At 61.8% G+C, this 17,168-nt stretch carries 17 protein-coding genes; 16 read left to right on the plus strand and 1 reads right to left on the minus strand.

The genetic code is table 11. From position 1 onward, the window contains the following. The first annotated feature begins 11 nt into the window (after positions 1–11). The 4 genes from ygeW (at position 12) to IPI01_11885 (ending at position 4,082) form a co-directional block, all read left to right on the plus strand. Entirely contained in the window at positions 12–1,187 is a 1,176-nt protein-coding gene (ygeW, locus tag IPI01_11870; protein MBK7258475.1) for a knotted carbamoyltransferase YgeW, read from the plus strand. Between the two features lie 2 nt (positions 1,188–1,189). Continuing rightward, a complete protein-coding gene (locus tag IPI01_11875; protein MBK7258476.1) occupies positions 1,190–2,644 on the plus strand; it encodes a pyridoxal-phosphate dependent enzyme in 1,455 nt (484 codons plus the stop codon). Beyond that, complete coding sequence (locus IPI01_11880) at positions 2,641–3,213, plus strand: nucleotidyltransferase family protein (GenBank protein MBK7258477.1); 573 nt, start codon at positions 2,641–2,643, stop codon at positions 3,211–3,213. Before IPI01_11875 ends, IPI01_11880 begins: the two co-directional genes overlap by 4 nt. Positions 3,214–3,338: 125 nt before the next feature. Continuing rightward, positions 3,339–4,082 carry an XdhC family protein gene (locus tag IPI01_11885; GenBank protein MBK7258478.1) on the plus strand — a complete coding sequence of 248 codons (744 nt, stop codon included), beginning with the start codon at positions 3,339–3,341 and terminating at the stop codon, positions 4,080–4,082. Positions 4,083–4,086: 4 nt separating this feature from the next. On the opposite strand, the gene IPI01_11890 is transcribed toward IPI01_11885, so the two are convergent. Continuing rightward, on the minus strand, positions 4,087–5,256 hold the full coding sequence (locus IPI01_11890) for a phosphodiester glycosidase family protein (protein ID MBK7258479.1): 1,170 nt from the start codon (positions 5,254–5,256) through the stop codon (positions 4,087–4,089). Between the two features lie 152 nt (positions 5,257–5,408). Between IPI01_11890 and IPI01_11895 the strand changes: the two genes are divergently transcribed. From IPI01_11895 to IPI01_11950, 12 genes are all read left to right on the plus strand, one after another. Beyond that, entirely contained in the window at positions 5,409–5,849 is a 441-nt protein-coding gene (locus tag IPI01_11895; GenBank protein MBK7258480.1) for an Rrf2 family transcriptional regulator, read from the plus strand. A gap of 174 nt (positions 5,850–6,023) precedes the next feature. After that, entirely contained in the window at positions 6,024–7,118 is a 1,095-nt protein-coding gene (locus tag IPI01_11900; protein MBK7258481.1) for a 4Fe-4S binding protein, read from the plus strand. Then, positions 7,102–7,878, plus strand: a complete 777-nt coding sequence (locus IPI01_11905; protein MBK7258482.1) for a class I SAM-dependent methyltransferase — start codon at positions 7,102–7,104, stop codon at positions 7,876–7,878. Before IPI01_11900 ends, IPI01_11905 begins: the two co-directional genes overlap by 17 nt. Positions 7,879–8,114: 236 nt before the next feature. After that, a complete protein-coding gene (locus IPI01_11910; GenBank protein ID MBK7258483.1) occupies positions 8,115–8,570 on the plus strand; it encodes a hypothetical protein in 456 nt (151 codons plus the stop codon). Positions 8,571–8,633: 63 nt separating this feature from the next. Then, the gene (locus IPI01_11915; GenBank protein ID MBK7258484.1) at positions 8,634–10,040 is read left to right on the plus strand and encodes a cation diffusion facilitator family transporter; all 1,407 of its coding nucleotides are present in this window, start codon (positions 8,634–8,636) and stop codon (positions 10,038–10,040) included. Positions 10,041–10,273: 233 nt separating this feature from the next. Continuing rightward, a complete protein-coding gene (locus tag IPI01_11920; GenBank protein MBK7258485.1) occupies positions 10,274–10,966 on the plus strand; it encodes a hypothetical protein in 693 nt (230 codons plus the stop codon). Positions 10,967–11,027: 61 nt separating this feature from the next. Beyond that, positions 11,028–11,243, plus strand: coding sequence for a DUF2892 domain-containing protein (locus IPI01_11925; protein ID MBK7258486.1), 216 nt, complete (start codon positions 11,028–11,030; stop codon positions 11,241–11,243). 21 nt (positions 11,244–11,264) lie between these two features. Continuing rightward, on the plus strand, positions 11,265–13,172 hold the full coding sequence (locus IPI01_11930; GenBank protein ID MBK7258487.1) for a CHRD domain-containing protein: 1,908 nt from the start codon (positions 11,265–11,267) through the stop codon (positions 13,170–13,172). A gap of 39 nt (positions 13,173–13,211) precedes the next feature. Further along, entirely contained in the window at positions 13,212–13,613 is a 402-nt protein-coding gene (locus IPI01_11935) for a hypothetical protein (GenBank protein MBK7258488.1), read from the plus strand. Between the two features lie 48 nt (positions 13,614–13,661). Next, positions 13,662–14,135 (plus strand): heme-binding domain-containing protein, encoded by a 474-nt coding sequence (locus IPI01_11940; protein ID MBK7258489.1) that lies wholly within the window; start codon positions 13,662–13,664, stop codon positions 14,133–14,135. After that, complete coding sequence (locus IPI01_11945) at positions 14,135–15,721, plus strand: HAMP domain-containing protein (protein MBK7258490.1); 1,587 nt, start codon at positions 14,135–14,137, stop codon at positions 15,719–15,721. Before IPI01_11940 ends, IPI01_11945 begins: the two co-directional genes overlap by 1 nt. After that, positions 15,718–17,133 carry a sigma-54-dependent Fis family transcriptional regulator gene (locus IPI01_11950; GenBank protein MBK7258491.1) on the plus strand — a complete coding sequence of 472 codons (1,416 nt, stop codon included), beginning with the start codon at positions 15,718–15,720 and terminating at the stop codon, positions 17,131–17,133. Before IPI01_11945 ends, IPI01_11950 begins: the two co-directional genes overlap by 4 nt. Positions 17,134–17,168: the final 35 nt, after the last annotated feature.

A 17,168-nucleotide genomic window follows, 5' to 3' on the forward strand; every position in this document is an offset into this window, starting at 1 on the left:
AGAAGCAGACCATGAACACGACGCTGGATGCGCTGCACGGACTGAAGCTGGACCTGTACAACAAGGATTTTCTCCTTACCTGGGACCATGCCGACGACGAGATCAAGGGGATCCTCCTCGTTGCCGAACTCTTCAAGAAGCTCCACCGCGACGGTGTCTCGATCCGTTCGTTCGATACGGGACTGGCGATCTCCATCTTCCGCGACAACTCCACCCGGACCCGATTCAGTTTCGCCTCGGCAGTGAACGCCCTGGGGTTGGGACTCTCGGAGCTGGATGAAGTGAAGTCGCAGATCGCCCACGGCGAGACCGTCCGCGAGACCGCCAACATGATCTCCTTTCTGGCCGAGGTGATCGGGATCAGGGATGACATGTACATCGGCGCGGGGAACACGTATATGCGCGAGGTCGGCGCTGCCGTGCAGGAAGGGTATGAGAAGAAGGTGCTGCACCGCCGTCCGTCCGTGATCAATTTGCAGTGCGACATCGATCATCCGACCCAGACACTGGCAGACCTGGCGCATCTGAAGGCCGAATTCGGTTCGCTGGAAGCATTACGCGGGAAGAAGATCGCCATGACCTGGGCGTATTCCCCCAGCTACGGCAAGCCGCTGTCGGTGCCGCAGGGGATCATCGGACTCATGACACGCATGGGGATGGACGTCGCTCTCGCGTATCCCCAGGGGTACGACCTGATCCCGGATGTGGTGGAACGGGCGAAGAAGCAGGCCGCGGCTGCCGGCGGGAAGTTCACCGTGGGCAATTCCATGGATGAGGCATTCGCCGGTGCGGACATCGTCTATCCGAAATCCTGGGCACCCTTCCACGTGATGGAGAAGCGGACCACATTGCTCACGCAGGGCGATCGTCCGGGGTTGACCGACCTCGAGAAGCAGTGCCTTGCGGAGAATGCGAAGCACAAGGACTGGGAGTGCACGGAGGCGAAGATGAAGACCACGAAGGACGGGAAGGCGTTGTACATGCACTGCCTCCCGGCCGACATCTCGGGAGTGAGCTGCGCTCAGGGCGAAGTGGCCGGATCGGTGTTCGAGCGCTCCCGCATTCAGACCTATAAAGAGGCCGGCTTCAAGCCGTTCGTCATTGCGGCCCTCGTGTTCCTGACGCGTATGCAGCATCCTGTCACCAAGATCGAACAGATCATGACCCGGGCAACGGAAAGGGCATGACCATGTCGCGCATCGTCAAGCAGCATCACCCCGAGGTTGTTGCGCGCACCGCTGCTCGTTGCCGCCAGCGCAACATTGTCATCCCGACATTCCGGCAGATGGCGAATCCCTCGGAGATCCCCCCGGCGATCCTGAAGCGGCTGCAGGGCGTCGGGTTGTGGGACATCAATCCCGTGAACCTCTTCCGCATCAGCTGGAAGAACGATATGACGACGGGGCTCTTCGGAGATGTGAACTACGTGGAGATCCCTCCGGCGATCTCCGGCGTTCCTGCGCGGATCATCGGGCTGGTGGGCAAGTATTTCCCCACGGGGGCGCACAAGGTGGGTGCTGCGTTCGGATGCCTGGTGCCGCGACTGGCCAGCGGTGAGTTCGATCCCGACAAGCACAAGGCCGTGTGGCCGTCGACGGGCAATTACTGCCGTGGCGGAGCGTTCGACTGCGCTCTTCTGGGATGCACGTCCGTGGCGATCCTGCCGGAAGAGATGTCGAAGGAACGGTTCGTCTGGCTGCGGGAGATCGGTGCCGAGGTGATCGCCACCCCCGGGTGCGAATCGAACGTGAAGGAGATCTACGACAAATGCTGGGAGCTCAAGGGCGATCCCATCAACGTCATCTTCAACCAGTTCGAAGAGTTCGGCAACCCCCTCTTCCACTATGCGGTCACCGGCCCGGCGATGGAAGAGGTCTTTCAGAAGGCCTGCGCGGGCGGACGCATGGCGGCCTACATCTCCGCGACGGGTTCGGCGGGGACGATCGCCGCGGGTGATCTTTTGAAGCGGCTGCATCCCGACCTGAAGATCGTGGCCAGTGAGGCGCTCCAGTGCCCGACACTGCTGATGAATGGGTTCGGAGGCCATCGGATCGAAGGGATCGGCGACAAACACGTCCCCTGGGTGCACAATGTCCGGAATACGGACGGCGTCGCGGCCATCGATGATGAAGATGCCATGCGCATCCTGCGGCTGTTCAACGAGCCGGAGGGTAAGGCTGCCCTCCGTAACGCCGGCGTGGCGGCAGGAGTGGTCGAGCAGTTGCCCCTGCTGGGCATCTCCTCCATCGCCAATATGCTTGCGGCGATCAAGACGGCACGGTATTTCGAGATGTCGTCGGAGGATGTCATCTTCACGGTCTTCACAGATTCCGCGGACATGTACCGTTCGCGCCTGGGGGAACTCACTGCCGAGCGCGGGGCGTACTCTTCGCCCCAGGCGGAGCGCGACCTTGCAGGGCCGTTGCACCATCAGCGGATCGATCACTTCAAGGAGCTCGGGTATTACGACCGGAAGGCCATTCACAATCTGAAATACTATACGTGGGTGGAGCAGCAGGGAAAGACATCGGATGAGCTCAATGCGCAGTGGGATCCCGCCTACTGGCGTGAATTGTTCGAGGAGGAACCGGCGCGGGTGGATGCATTGATCAATGGCCTGAACCGGGAGATCGGACTCTCGTGACAGCGCGTCCGGCGGCCGTCATTCTTGCCGCGGGAAGAGGCGAGAGGATCGGGCAGCCGAAGTACCGGCTTCCGGCAGAAGGGGGGACGTTCCTTGATAGGGTTGTGGGCCTTGCGCGGGGTGCCGGGTGTGCGCCTGTGGTGTGTGTCGTGACCGAAGAGGAAGCCGGGCGGGTTCAGGGACAGTGCGGTCCGACGGTCAGCATTGTCGTGAATCCCAACCCCTCCCGGGGGATGCTGTCATCGCTGAGGGAAGCGCTCACCACGATCGAAGGGGCACCGGGAGCGTTCGTGTTCCCGGTGGATCATCCGTACATTGCTCCCGCCACCGTGCGCCTCCTGATGGAATGTGCGGTGGGGCAACCGGATGCTGTGGTCAAACCGGAATACATCGGTCGCGGCGGACACCCGGTCTATGTGCCTGCGGGTCTGTTCGGCTTGATCCGGGGGGGAGGACCGGATGCGTCGCTCCGTACGATCATTGCCGAGAGTGGCATTCGCACCGTACGGGTCGTTGTCACCGATGAAGGTGTTGTCCAGAATGTGAATACTCCCGACGATATGAGATGACCCGAGCGTCGGTCATTGCGTCCACCTGATCCATCATCTCTTCTGGTGTCTGATGAGCACGTGCAGAATTCTACGATCAGCTCGCGGCGTGTTCCCGTTCGGGGGAACCGGCATGGCTCGCAACGGTGATAGCGACGACGGACTCCACCCCTGCACGCATGGGGATGAAGATGATCGCCCGGCTTTCAGGGCTTGTGGCGGGGACGATCGGCGGCGGGGCACTGGAGAAGATGACGCTGGACAAGATCGGGGCGGAGCAACCGGGAAGCCCCGTACGGTGGTCGTTCGACCTGGGGAGGATGGACGGTACCGGGATCGCAACCCCGATGGTGTGTGGGGGCGTTGAAGAGATCCTGGTGGAGCCACTCGCGTCAGGTGTTCCCCTCATCATCTTCGGGGCCGGTCACTGTGCCGTGGCCCTCTCGCGGCTTGCGGCACAGACGGGGTTCATGGTCACGGTGGTGGACCCGCGTGCGGAGTGGGCATCGGCGGAGAAGCACCCGCTCGCGGCACGGATCGTCTGCGCCCCCTATGATGGCATCGTCGCACGGATCGGATCAACGCCGCAGAGTTTTGTGGTGATCATGACGCATGGCCACCGGGATGATGCCGCGGTGCTGCATCAGGCCGTACGTGCGGAGTGGAGGTATCTCGGGATGCTCGGGAGTGCGAACAAGGTACAGGTGGTGCTGGAAGGGTTGCGCGCATCGGGAGTGGATGAGACACGCATCGCACGTATCCGTACACCGATCGGCCTCCCGATCGGTTCCCATACACCGGAAGAGATCGCGGTGAGCATCGTGGCGGAAATGATCGCCGTACGTAGCGGGAGTGCACCGCCTGGCGCGAGGCCTTCCTCGGCACGTTGACGCGTCAGCGGGTCGGCGGATGCAGGAGGCTGTCCGGCGCCGTGCTGATGACCTGCAGGGAATTGGCGACCGGCCGTTCGCCGGTCTTGTCGGACGGTGCATTCACGATCGTTCCCTGCACCACCATCGTGGTCGATCCACCGCCATCCAGATTGAATCCCTCCGTTGCCCCGAGCGAGAGCAGGAAGGACGCCATGTCCGCGAACGTCATGCCAATGCTCGTAGACTGTCTGCCGTCGACCGTGCAGATGTAGAGCATCGTGGAATCGCGGTCGAACCCCGTGAACGTCCGCGGATGCCGCACGCCCGTGAATCTTTCCGTGATGCCCTCCAGGCGCGACGTACTGTCGGTGACGTCCCTACCGCCGGCAAGAAAACGCCCGCATCCCCCGATGATCTGTGTGATCCCGCGGAGGCCCGGCGCGGTGCCAAGAAGGAGGCGGAGCGTGTCGCCGATGTGGACGTGGCTGGCCAGGAATGCAACTCCCGTGTCCGCCGATGCCGAGAGGACAGCTGTGCCCGGCATGACGGGCATGCCGTCCCCGGGGTTGTTCGCGAGTGCGACAGCGCGCAGCGTGTCGCCGGCAGTGAGAGTTGAATCGATGAACCGCACGACACAGGCACCCAGCACGGGATCATGTGCGGTCAGCGTGCCATGGAACGTCGTGGAGAGGACCAGCGGGTTGGCGCGGTGCGGGATGTTCACGCCGGCAAGAGGGAAGGTTGTGCCCGAGGATGCCGTGACGCTCCCCGTGAATGTGATGCGCTCGATGAACGGACGACCTGCGGCATCGATCGCCATGTGCGAGCGTGCGGATCTGGTTCCGAGGACCCACGTACCGTTCACCATCTGGTTCCCGACAGGCCATCCGGTCTGGAATGAGAAGAAGTCGGCGTTCACGGCCCCGAGCACCCGGTGACCGGGACGGTCGTTTGCTTCCGCCTGATCCGTGGTCTCGGTCAGTCCCTCGGGGCGATAGGTCTCGATCCGGACCGTGGGTTCGCGAAGGGAGACCGAAAGGACGTCCACCGTCAACGGCCCGCTGAGCAGGAATTTCGAGTGCAAGACCCCGGGCCCCACCTGTCGTGCGGAGAGCAGTCCTGGTTGGGCCGTACCTGACGACATGCCCACGAAGAGGCAGAAAGCCACCAGGGATGGTTGGTTCAGTATCATGCGCAGGTGCGGGTACATAGGGTTCCCGGAGAAGTTGCTAGTGTGCATTGGCTTCAAGGTACGCCGAAATACGGGAAGGGTCAACGGGGCGAAGGGGGACTTGACTTTCTCCTCCCCGGTTCTTATATTCAGACAAAGATATCTGAAATACAATGAGCATCCTCTTCTCAAGACAATGTGAGTACGCGATCCAGGCCGTGCTCTTCCTTGCCCTCAAGCCGGCAGGAGAGCGGGTGCCGACGAACGCCCTGACACGCCGGTTGAAGATCCCGTATCACTTCCTGGGGAAGATCCTGCAGAGCCTGACCCGCAAGGGTTTGCTCAGGTCGGAGAAGGGCCCGAAGGGCGGATTCTCTCTCGCGCTTCCGGCGGAAGATATCACCCTCTTCCACATCGTCGAAGCGATCGATGGCGATGCTTTTACGAGTTCCTGCGTGCTCGGGTTTCCGGAGTGCTCGGGGAAGAACCCGTGCTCGGTGCATGAGATGTGGGGCGCGCAACGGGATCAGATCTACCAGATGCTCGTCAGCCGGAATGTCGCAGAGATGGCGCGCGATATGAAACGTCCGGAGTACCGGCCGAAGTACCAATGACCCCGATGTTTTTCTGAACAGTAATCAGAGAAGACCATCCGATAGACTCGGGACGAAGGGAGGAGCTTCATGCTGCTGCAGGAGAAGGAGAGGTTCATGGAGGAACGAACAGCGACGACGACCCCATCATCGGTCTCAACCCGTCCGTTGCGCATAAAGAAGATCCCGCCGGAGATGCGCCGCGGCACGCCGGCGTACAAGCATGAGTCGCATTGGTTCAAGCGCCTGCGCGCGCGGTGGGCCGGAGATTCGCAATTCCAGCGGTCGGTCATCCAGTTCGCCTTCGTCGCCCTGTGCATCTGGATCGGCGTCGAGTTCGCGCTGTTCATGCGATGGGGGACATCCGGTGGGACGGAAACATTTGTTCAACGTCCGCCGGGTGCCGAAGGATTCCTCCCGATCAGTGCGCTCATGAGCCTGAAGTACTGGTGGCATACCGGCATCGTCAATAACGTGCATCCGTCGGGTCTCATCATCCTTCTCGCGATCCTCGCAGTCAGCGTCGTCCTGAAGAAGGCGTTCTGCAGCTGGCTCTGTCCCATCGGCACGCTCAGCGAATCGCTCTGGATGTTCGGCAAGAAACTGTTCGGACGGACATTCGACCCGCCCCGGTGGCTGGACTATCCGCTCCGGTCACTCAAGTATCTGCTGCTGGCATTTTTCGTCGCGTCCATCGCCGGTATGGATGCCTCCAGCCTCGCAGCCTTCATCTACAGTCCGTACAACAAGATGGCGGACGTGAAGATGTATCTCTTCTTCGCGGAGATCACCACGTTCGCGCTCTGGACGATCATCATTCTGGCGCTGCTCTCCGTCGTCATCAAGAACTTCTGGTGCCGGTTCCTCTGTCCGTACGGGGCGTTGCTTGGCATCGCCGGTTGGCTCAGCCCGTTGAGGATCACGCGGACGAAAGCGACATGCATCGACTGCGAACTCTGCACGAAAGCCTGCCCGTCGCGCATCAAGGTCCACAAGGCAACACGCGTGTGGAGCGACGAATGCACGAGCTGTATGGCATGCGTGGCGGCGTGTCCGGTCAAGGACACGTTGGAACTTCGTGCGGCGAACCATGCACGCGCCGTTCCTGCAAAGGTCTATGGTGCGCTTGTCGCCGGTGTCTTCGTTGCGGTGGTCGGCATGGCCATGCTTACCGGGTTCTGGCATAACGGCATCAGCAAAGAGGAATACCTCAGGCGCTTCAACACGCTCGATGCGCCGGTGTACAATCACTTCCGTGGACAGGTGCCCGCGTATGGACCCGAGGACTGAGACCGGTGACATCGCCGGGTTCTATGACCGGCTTTCCGTCGACTATGACCGGATGACGGGGTTCGAACAGCGCTTCGTCCGCGAGCGCCCGTTCATCAAGCTCCTTGTCGACCGCTACAAGATCAGTCAGGCTGTCGACGCCGGCACCGGTACCGGATTCCATGCGATCCTCCTCGCGCGCCTTGGTGTGCAGGTCACCGCGGTGGACCTCTCACCCGCCATGGTCGATGCCCTCAGGGTTCGCGCTACCCGGGAAGAGCTCCGACTCACCGCCCTGGTCGGGGCGTTCGAGGATCTCCCTTCTCTGGTCATGCAGCCCCAGGATGCGGTCCTGTCCATGGGGAACACCCTTGCCCATGCTCCCACTCCCGACGACCTCCTGGTCTCGCTGAAGGCGTTCCGGGACATTCTTCGTCCCGGCGGTCTGCTCTTCGTGCAGATGCTCAATTACAAACGCATCCTCGCATCCAAGGAGCGGGTCCTGGCAGACAAGGTCGAGGATGGCATCCGCTTCCTGCGCTGGTACGAGTACGGGGGCGGCCGGATCCGTTTCAACATCACCCGGGAGCGTGTGGACGGCACAGCCCCGGCGGCGACACAATCCGTGGACCTGACACCGTTCACCGCTGACGATCTCCGCGAGGCTGCGCGTCACGCCGGCTTCTCGGACATCAGCACGCTCGGGAGCATAGCTCTCGAATCCTTTGATGAAGAGCGTTCGCGGGATTGCGTCATGCTTGCACGGGCACCTGCTCCTTGATCCCCGCAGGTGATCATCCGTCCACCAGCCCCCGCCCGTTGCCTCATCAATAATTCGATTCTGTCCAACGGTGATTCGTTGCCTCATCTTGTTTTTCCTCATGTCACTTCGTAGCTTGAACCATTGAACACCGTCTTGCCGGTACCCGAATACCAGGGCAGAAGTTGCCCTGGTGTGACCGTTCCCCGGGAGGCCGGAGGTTTCCATGTGCCATGGGCAGTGATGGAGGGAGACGCATGAAGGACGTTGACCCGCGGATGCATACCGCGGAACATCTCATGAGCGGTGTCCTGGTGGCGATGTTCGGGATGGACCGCCCGTTCACGACGCACATCGAGAAGAAGAAATCGAAGGCTGATTACCGCTTTGGCCGGACCCTCACGGACCAGGAAGCGGCAGCGGTCGAGGCCCGGGTGAATGCATTCATCGTTGCGGACCTGCCCGTGACGGAGGAATTCCTGACCTTTGAAGAGGCCGGACCGCAGTTCAATCTGTCGCGCCTCCCTGAGGGGTCGGGCGACCGTGTGCGTATCGTACGCTGCGGCGACGCCGATGTCTGCCCATGTATCGGGGCCCATGTCGCCTCCACGGGGGCATGCGGACGATTCCGCCTGATCTCGTGGAGCCATGAGCATGATGCGTTGCGGATGCGGTTCAAGCTGGATGATGTAGCGCCGGAGCAGGCACCATGACCAGGCCGGGGTCCGATACGGCACGGCCCACGAATCCATCGAACATCCCCACGGGATCGTTGCATGCCACCGCACATTGACGTCGGCTACGTTGAGGACCCCCACGGCGAGAAGAGCAGGATCGCTCTCACCTCGGTGTTCGCTGCGATCTTCATTACCGGCCTGAAGCTCGTTGTCGGGATCGAGACCAATAGTCTGGGCCTCCTCTCCGAGGCCGCCCATTCCGGCCTGGATTTCCTGGCGGCGCTGGTGACGTTTGTCGCCGTGAAGATCGCTGCCCGGCCGCCGGACAAGGAACATCAGTACGGCCACGGGAAGATCGAGAACCTCTCTGCGTTCATCGAAACCCTGTTGCTGGTGATCACGTGTGGATGGATCATCTATGAAGCGGTCAGCCGGCTGCTCACCGGGGGATCGCACGTGGAGTCGTCCATCTGGGGCTACATCGTCATCGGTGTGGCGATCCTCGTTGACATCAGTCGATCACGCGCCCTCAAGAAGGTGGCGGTGAAGTACAAGAGCCAGGCGCTCGAGGCCGACGCACTGCACTTCTCAAGTGATGTGTGGAGTTCGCTGGTCGTCCTCGCCGGACTCGTCTTCGTGTCCATGGGCTACGTCTGGCTCGATGCGCTCGCGGCGCTCATCGTCGCCTTCCTTGTATTGTTCGTCAGCTACCGGCTGGGCCGGCGGACGGTGGACGCCCTTATGGATAAAGTACCGGACGGCCTCTACGAGCAGGTGGTCGCAGCGGTCCAGAGTGTTGATGGCGTGGAGGATGTCCGCAACATCCGCATTCGCCCCTCAGGTGCAAAGATCTTCGTGGATACGACGGTTGCGATCCGCCGTACGACGCCGTTCCAGAAGGCCCACGCGATCATGGACGCCGTTGAGCATGCGATCAACGAGCGGCATCCCGGGATCGACGTTGTGGTCCACGCGGAACCCTTTGAAAGCAGTGACGAGTCGGTCGCCGACAAGGTTCGCATGATCGTCATTGGCCGGGGGCTCCGCCCGCCCCACAACCTGGTGGTCCACCACCAGGAGGGGAGATACCACGTGGAGTTCGATGTGGAGTATACGGCGGGCGTGTCGTTCGTGGATGCACATGCGATCGCCGATGAACTGGAAGAAGCGATCTTCAGGCAGGTGCAGCACGTGGCGCATGTCACGGTCCACCTCGAGGAGTATCTCCCGGGTCAGAGCGAAGTCGCCCCCACGGCTGCAGACGATGCGCTGCGCACCTCCGTCGGGCAGTTCGTTGCACAACAGCAGGACGTCGTGGGAGGCACCGTCACCCAGATCCTGCGGAACGAAGAGCAACAGTGCACCGTACACCTGAGCTGCATCTTTCCGCACACCCTTTCGCTTGCTGAGGTGCACCGGATCGTTTCGCAACTCGAGAGCCGGCTCTACGAACGATACCCCGAGATCACCAAGGTCTCCATCCACGCGGAGCCCGACAAGGTCTAGCGCCTGCCGGCTCCACGATCGGTCGTTCAACCCAACCGGGGCATGTGGCATGCATGCCCCGGTTCTGTTTTTGGTGTCCCGTTTTACTGTGTGGCATTCGTGCCACACCCTGCTCCCCTTTCCCCGTTTCCAGCCTCTTTCGGCCACCTTTCGCCGTTCTCATGCATGGCACGCCGCTTGAAATAGCATTGGCACTCCAAACTTCACCAATCGTCCATCTCCCGAGGTGCGCTATGCGAACGCGAACGTTTCAGGTTGCGGGTGTATCATTGATGCTGGCGATCGGCATGCTGGCTTCTGGCTGCAAGGATCAGGGCGTCGGTCCTGACATCTCGACACACAATGTCCAATTCAGTGTCCAGGCCGCAGGTTCGGTGATCCACAAGGTCCACCACGAGACCCTTCACATCACGTCCGTGAAGATCCTGTTGAAGCGGATCGCCCTCTCCCGTGCCACATCGGATGACTCGACGGATGTGCACACCGGGTCCATCGTCGTCGACCTGAACCTGGATGCGAAGATGACCCCGGTCACTGCCACCCGTGTACGGGCTGGCGTGTATGACCGCGTGCGGTTCGATATCCACAAGCCGGAGGATCATGAATCGATCCCTGATTCCAGTTTCCGCGTGGGATCAAGCGGCAATGAGAGATATTCGGTCGTGGTCACGGGGCTCTATCATGACACGCCATTCACGTTCACATCGCGCGAGTCGGCACGTCAGGAACTGGTCCTGCTTCCGCCGGTAGCGGTGACGGAGGAAGGGACGGTGAATGTGACCATGAAGATCGACCCGTACGCCTGGTTCACCGTGAACGGGCTGGTCCTGGACCCGTTCAACCAGGACAAGCAGATCGATGAGAGGGTCAAGGGGTCGTTCGCATCGGTATTCAAAGACAACGACCGCAACGGAGAGCCGGACTGATCCCGGATCCATTTGCGGTGTGCCACACACGTAGTCCACGTTCATCTCAAGGGATCGCATCATGAAAAAGAACATGGGAACATTTGACAGGATCGCACGCTCGGGGTTGGCCCTGGTGTTCATCGTTCTCCTCCTCACGGAGACCGTCACCGGCCTTGCGGCATGGATCTTCGGCGTCCTCGCCGTGGTCTTGCTGCTGACCAGCGCGGTGAGTGTCTGTCCGTTGTACGCGCCGCTGCATATCTCCACGCGCGGTGACAAATCCACGACGCATTGAACGACCGAGACGAGGGATCCAGTGAAGACCATTTTATTGCTGTTGATCGTGTGCATGGCTGCGACGGCCATGGCAGGAATTCATCTGACCGCTGCGCTGACCGGCGCGGATAATGTTCCCGTCATCTCCACGACGGCGAGCGGGACCGGATCGTTCGTGCTCAGCGATGACCGGACCGAACTCAAGTACACGCTCACGTATCACGGACTGAGCGGGACGATCACTGGTGGCCATTTCCACATGGGCCGTGCCGGGGTCAACGGACCGGTGGTGAAGAACTACGGGACAAGTGGTGCGCCGGCGAGCGGAACGGTCACCGGTGTGTGGCGGACGACCGATGCATCACAGCCCCTGACGAGCGCGATCGTGGAGTCGTTGCTGACCGGAAAGGTCTATGTGAATTTTCACACGGCAACGAATCCCGGAGGAGAGATCCGCGGGCAGGTGTCGCTCGGGACCGAACTGCATTTCACGGTTGATCTCAACAGTGCCCAGGAGGTCCCCGTCAATGCTTCCACAGCCTCGGGGACCGGGGTCTTCGTTCTGTCCACGGACCGCACCGAGATGAGGTATGAGATCGCCTATCAGGGATTATCGGGGACGCTCAGCGCAGGTGGCCATGTGCATACGGGAGCGGTGGGTGTGAACGGCGGGGTCGTGCGGGCGATAGCGAAGAGTGGGGACCCCGCCGCCAATGTTGTGCGTGATGCATGGAAGGTGACGGACAGCTCGCAGCCGCTGACGCCGGCGCTGGTGGATTCCGCGGTCGCCGGAAGGCTGTATGTGAACTTCCATACGACTGCGAATCCGGGTGGAGAGATCCGCGGGCAACTTGTGCTTGCGGGCGGGACGGGATTCTCGGCGTCGCTTGAAGCTGACAAGGAAGTGCCTGCGGTGACCGCGGACGGGCGCGGGGTCGCCTATATCGTCATGAACAGCGAGCGGACTGAAGCCCGGTACGCGGTGACGTATTTTGGCCTGACGGGTACGCTGACCGCAGGCGGCCATTTCCACTTCGGCACCGTTGGCCGGAATGGCCCCATCGCGAAGGGGATAGCGACATCCGGTGGACCGGCTGCAGCCACGATCGGCGGCCTGTGGAAGGCGACGGATGCGTCCCAGAAGTTCACACCGGCAATAGCGGAGTCGCTCCTGGCAGGGAAGATCTATGTCAACTTCCACACGGCGGCGAATCCGGGTGGGGAGATCCGCGGACAACTGGATATGACCACCGGGATCGGTTTTGATGTGACCCTTGATGGGTCGCAGGAAAGCCCATCGGTGACAACGAATGGCAAAGGGAGCGGGTATGCCGTGCTGAACGGGGAACGGAATGACCTCCGTTATCGGTTTACGTATTATGGGTTGAGCGGTCCACTCACGGCAGGCGGGCATTTCCATGCCGCTGGTCCGGGGCGGAATGGGGCATTGGTGAAGGCCATTGCCGTGGCTGGGGAACCCGCATCGGGCACGGTAAATGGCAACTGGGCGGCTTCGGCCCCCACGCAGGCCCTGACCGACGTATTGAAGGATTCGCTCTTCGCAGGGAACATCTACGTGAATTTCCACACGGCTGCCAATCCCGCTGGTGAGATCCGCGGACAGCTTGCTGCGGCCGCGACGGGCCTGACCGACGTCAGGGTCGTTGACACGGGTACCCCCGAAGCGTTCTCCCTCGGACAGAACTATCCGAATCCCTTCAATCCGTCCACCAGGATCCCCTTCAGCGTGGCAAGAGAAGAGCGCGTTGCTCTCGAGGTCTATACTCTCCTCGGTCAACGGGTTGCAGTTCTCGCCCAGGGCGTGATGCAGCCCGGAGCGTACCAGGTCGACTTCGATGCGCGTGGTCTTGCCAGCGGTGTGTATGTGTATCGCCTGATCGGCGCGTCCGGAGCCTCTCATGCCCGCACGCTGTCGGTCTTGAAATGATGACGCCGAAAACTCCAGAATGAAGGACCGGGAACTGACATGAACACCTTCCAGAAGATCGCCATCGGGCTCCTCGTTGTCACCGTCGCAGGCTGTAAGGACATGGGCACCGAGCCCGTGCAACCCGACCTGCCCGTTCCGCCGGCGGGGTCAACGATATCATTCTCGCAGCATGTGGTTCCCATCCTTCAACGCCATGGGTGTACCGGGTGCCATGGCGGCAGCGGTGGGCTCACGGTCACTTCCGTAGCCGCCCTGCTGACCGGCGGGGCGCACGGGGCCGCGGTCGTGGCAGGCCAGGCGGACAACAGCAACCTCATCAAGAAACTGCTGAACCCCGCGCCGTTCGGGACCCAGATGCCGCAGGGTGGCCCGTACCTTCAGGACAGCACCGTCAATGTCCTCCGTACGTGGATCAATCAGGGAGCGCTGAACAATTGACCTTGCCGTCCGCGGTGCGTATCATCTGATGACCCCCACGAGAGAACCATGAAGACCATTCTGAAGATCGTAGCCCTCATCATCGGCGTGGGCCTCGTGGCCATGCAGTTCATTGCGCGGCCGGACCGGACAAACCCCGGGGAAGACCCGCGGGTTGCTCTGTCATCGCGGCTCGGTGTCCCTGCCGATGTCCAGGCCATCCTGGACAGGTCCTGCAACGACTGTCATTCACACACCACGCGGTGGCCATGGTACACGGCGGTCGCCCCGGCGTCCTGGATCGTGGCGGACCATGTCGAGGAGGGCCGGCGCCATCTCAACTTTTCCACGTGGGGGACGTATTCGGTGAAGCGGCAGGCCGCCAAGCTCGAGATGATCTCCATTGAGGTGGACAAGGGGAGCATGCCGCTGAAGGGGTATCTGTTGCTGCACGGCGATGCTGCGCTCAGTGAAGCGGAAAAAGACAGGCTCTGCGAATGGGCGACAACGACGTCGGATAGTCTTCTGGGCAGGACCGAGTGATGCCTCTTCGTTCCGTCTCCCTCTCCTGGAAGATCCTTCTGGGTGTCGTTCCATTGATGCTCGTCTCCCTGACGATCAGTGTGATCGTTCAGAACCGCTTTCAGGAAGAGGAGATGATGGAGCAGGCGCAGATGTCCGCGCACACCTACGCCGACCTCATCCGGGAGAGCCTGGTCAGTCAGATGGTGTACAGCCAGGAGATCGATACGACCTACGTCGAACGGGTGAACAGGATCCGCCACTTCGACAGTCTCGGGGTGCTTGCGAATGACCTGCGCCTCCGCGAAGAACTTCTGAGCGAAGAACGGCGCCTGGCCCTGCATGCCAAAATGCGTCCGACCCCGTTGCAGGACTCCGTGCAGGCGCATGTCCTCGCCGGCGGCCAGCCGGTGTTCCTGCGCAGCGGCGATCAATTCCGTGCGGTGATCCCGTTCAACGCAACGAAGGTATGCCAGAAGTGCCATGCCGTCCCGCTGGAGTATACGCTCGGCGCGGCGGATGTGCGGTTCTCGCTTGCCCGTTTCACCGAGGCGACGCAGGGCAACTGGCGCCGGTCCGTGATCATCTTCGTCATCTTCACGGTCGTTGCCGTGAGCCTGGCCGTCCTTGTGTTCCGTCGCACCGTGGCCACGCCGGTGGACCGGTTGGTGAAGGCGACCACCGCCATGCAAAAGGGCGATCTGACCGTCCATGCGTCGGGCCCGGGGTCGGTGGGTGGGCAACGCCGTGATGAGCTCGGCGTGCTCGCGGAACACTTCGATGAGATGCGGGAGTCGCTGGCGGACAAGATCGCGAGCCTGGATCAGGTGAACCGCGACCTGGTCCGGCGGAACAGGGACCTGGAAGAAGCGATGGAACGGTTGCGGCGGACGCAGCAGGAGTTGGTGCGGAGTGAGCGGCTGGCGGTGACCGGAAAGATGGCGGCCCAGTTGTCCCATGAGATCAACAACCCCATCCATAATACGCGCAGCCTCCTGGAATCCTCGCTCCGGCGCATGACGGCGAACGATCAGGCGCACGAACTCATCAGTCTGGCGATCGAGGAGGTCACGCGCATGGCAACGCTCACCCGGCAGTTGCTCGATGTGCACCGCGGGTCCGTCGCCGAAACACCGATGACGCCGGTGGACCTGGGGGCGCTCGTCCATGAAATGGAGCGGGCGCACAGGGAAGCGTTCGCGTCGCACAACATCCGCCTCTCTTCGGTGATCGCCGGACCGGTGGCTGCGATCTGCGGCTCGCGCGACAAACTGAAACAGGTGCTCCTGAACCTTCTCCTGAATGCCCGTGATGCGATGCCGGAGGGAGGAACCCTGGTGATGGGGCTGGTGCAGGAGGGAGACCGGGCCGTGGTGACGGTGCGCGACTCGGGGAGCGGGATCGCGCCGGAACATTTGCCGAGGATCTTTGATGCGTTCTTCACCACCAAATCGGAGGTGAGTGGTGTGGGCCTCGGCCTGGCGGTGACCTACGGGATCATCCAGCAGCACCAGGGCTCCATCGATGTGAAGAGCGCTCCCGGCGTGGGCACGGAATTCATCATTCGACTCCCGGTCGTCCGCGCGGGAGAAGGAGTCAGGGCATGACCGATCCAACGCTTGCTGCAACGACGATCCTGGTCGTCGATGATGACCGGGCATTCCGGGTCGCCACCAGGACACTCCTCGAGGATGAAGGATACAGTGTCATGCTGGCGACGAACGGTGAAGAGGCCCTGGCTGTGCTCGGCGTGACCCCGGTGGACCTGGTGATCACGGATATGATGATGGAGAAGATGACCGGCCTGGTGCTGTTGTCCCGGTTGCGGGAGAAGTTGCCCGAGGTGCCGGTGATCATGGTGACGGGTTTCGGTTCGATCCAGACCGCGGTGGAGGCCATGCGGCTCGGGGCCGCGGATTACGTGACGAAGCCCCATAATAATGACGAGCTCCTGATCAAGATCCGGAAGACCCTTCAGGGGCGGGAGCGGGACAGGGAACTTCACCAGCTCCGGCAGGAATTGCAGTCCACCTACAGCTATGCGAACATCATCACGCGGAGTCCGCGGATGCGTGATGTTCTGATGCAGATCCGTCAGGTGGTGGATACGGACGTCACGATCCTCGTGCAGGGTGAAAGCGGGACGGGGAAGGAACTCGTGGCGCGTGCGCTCCATTTCAATAGTATGCGCAAGGATGCGCCCTTCATCGCGACGAACTGCTCGGCGCTCAATGAGATGCTTCTGGAGAGCGAGCTGTTCGGGTACGAGAAGGGTGCGTTCACCGGGGCGACGGCGCAGCGCCGGGGCCGTTTTGAAGAGGCACACACGGGCACACTGTTCCTCGACGAGATCGGCGACATCACGCCGGGGGTCCAGAAGAAACTGTTGCGTGTCCTGCAGGAGAAGACCTTCGAGCGGGTGGGCGGTTCGACGCCCATCACGGTGGATACCCGGGTGGTCGTGGCAACGAACCGCACCCTGGAGGTGATGGTGCGCGAGGGCGATTTCCGGGAGGACCTGTTCTACCGGCTGAACGTCTTTCCCATCACCCTGCCTCCCCTGCGGGAGCGGCTCGAGGATGTTCCGTTGCTCGTGGAGGCGTTCCTGCAGAAGCACGGCGGACTGGCAGGTGGCCGCGTGCGCTCGATCCTCCCGGAGGCCGTGAGTGCGATGATGCGGCACCCCTGGAAAGGGAATATCCGTGAACTGGAGAACCTGGTGAAACGGGCCATCATCAAATGTCCGGGGGATACGATCCTTGCCGTGGATCTGCCGGAGGTGCAGGAGGGTGACGGGGAACAGGCGGGCACGCCGGGCGTGCCGGGCGATTGGACCGCCCCGTACAAGGAGTACCTTGGGGCGGTCCTGCGCAATGCTGAAGAGCGGTATCTTGTCAGGATGTTGCGGCTCCACCGCGGGAACATCAATCAGATCGCGCGGCTGATGGAAGTGGACCGGAAGACCGTGTACAGGAAGATGGCGGATCTGGGCATCGTGCCCGACAAGTACAGAGATTGACAGACAGGCGAAGCATTCTCACACACGAAAGGACC

It is taken from the genome of Ignavibacteriota bacterium (assembly GCA_016707525.1).
In the GTDB taxonomy this organism is placed as follows: domain Bacteria; phylum Bacteroidota; class Ignavibacteria; order UBA10030; family UBA6906; genus JAGDMK01.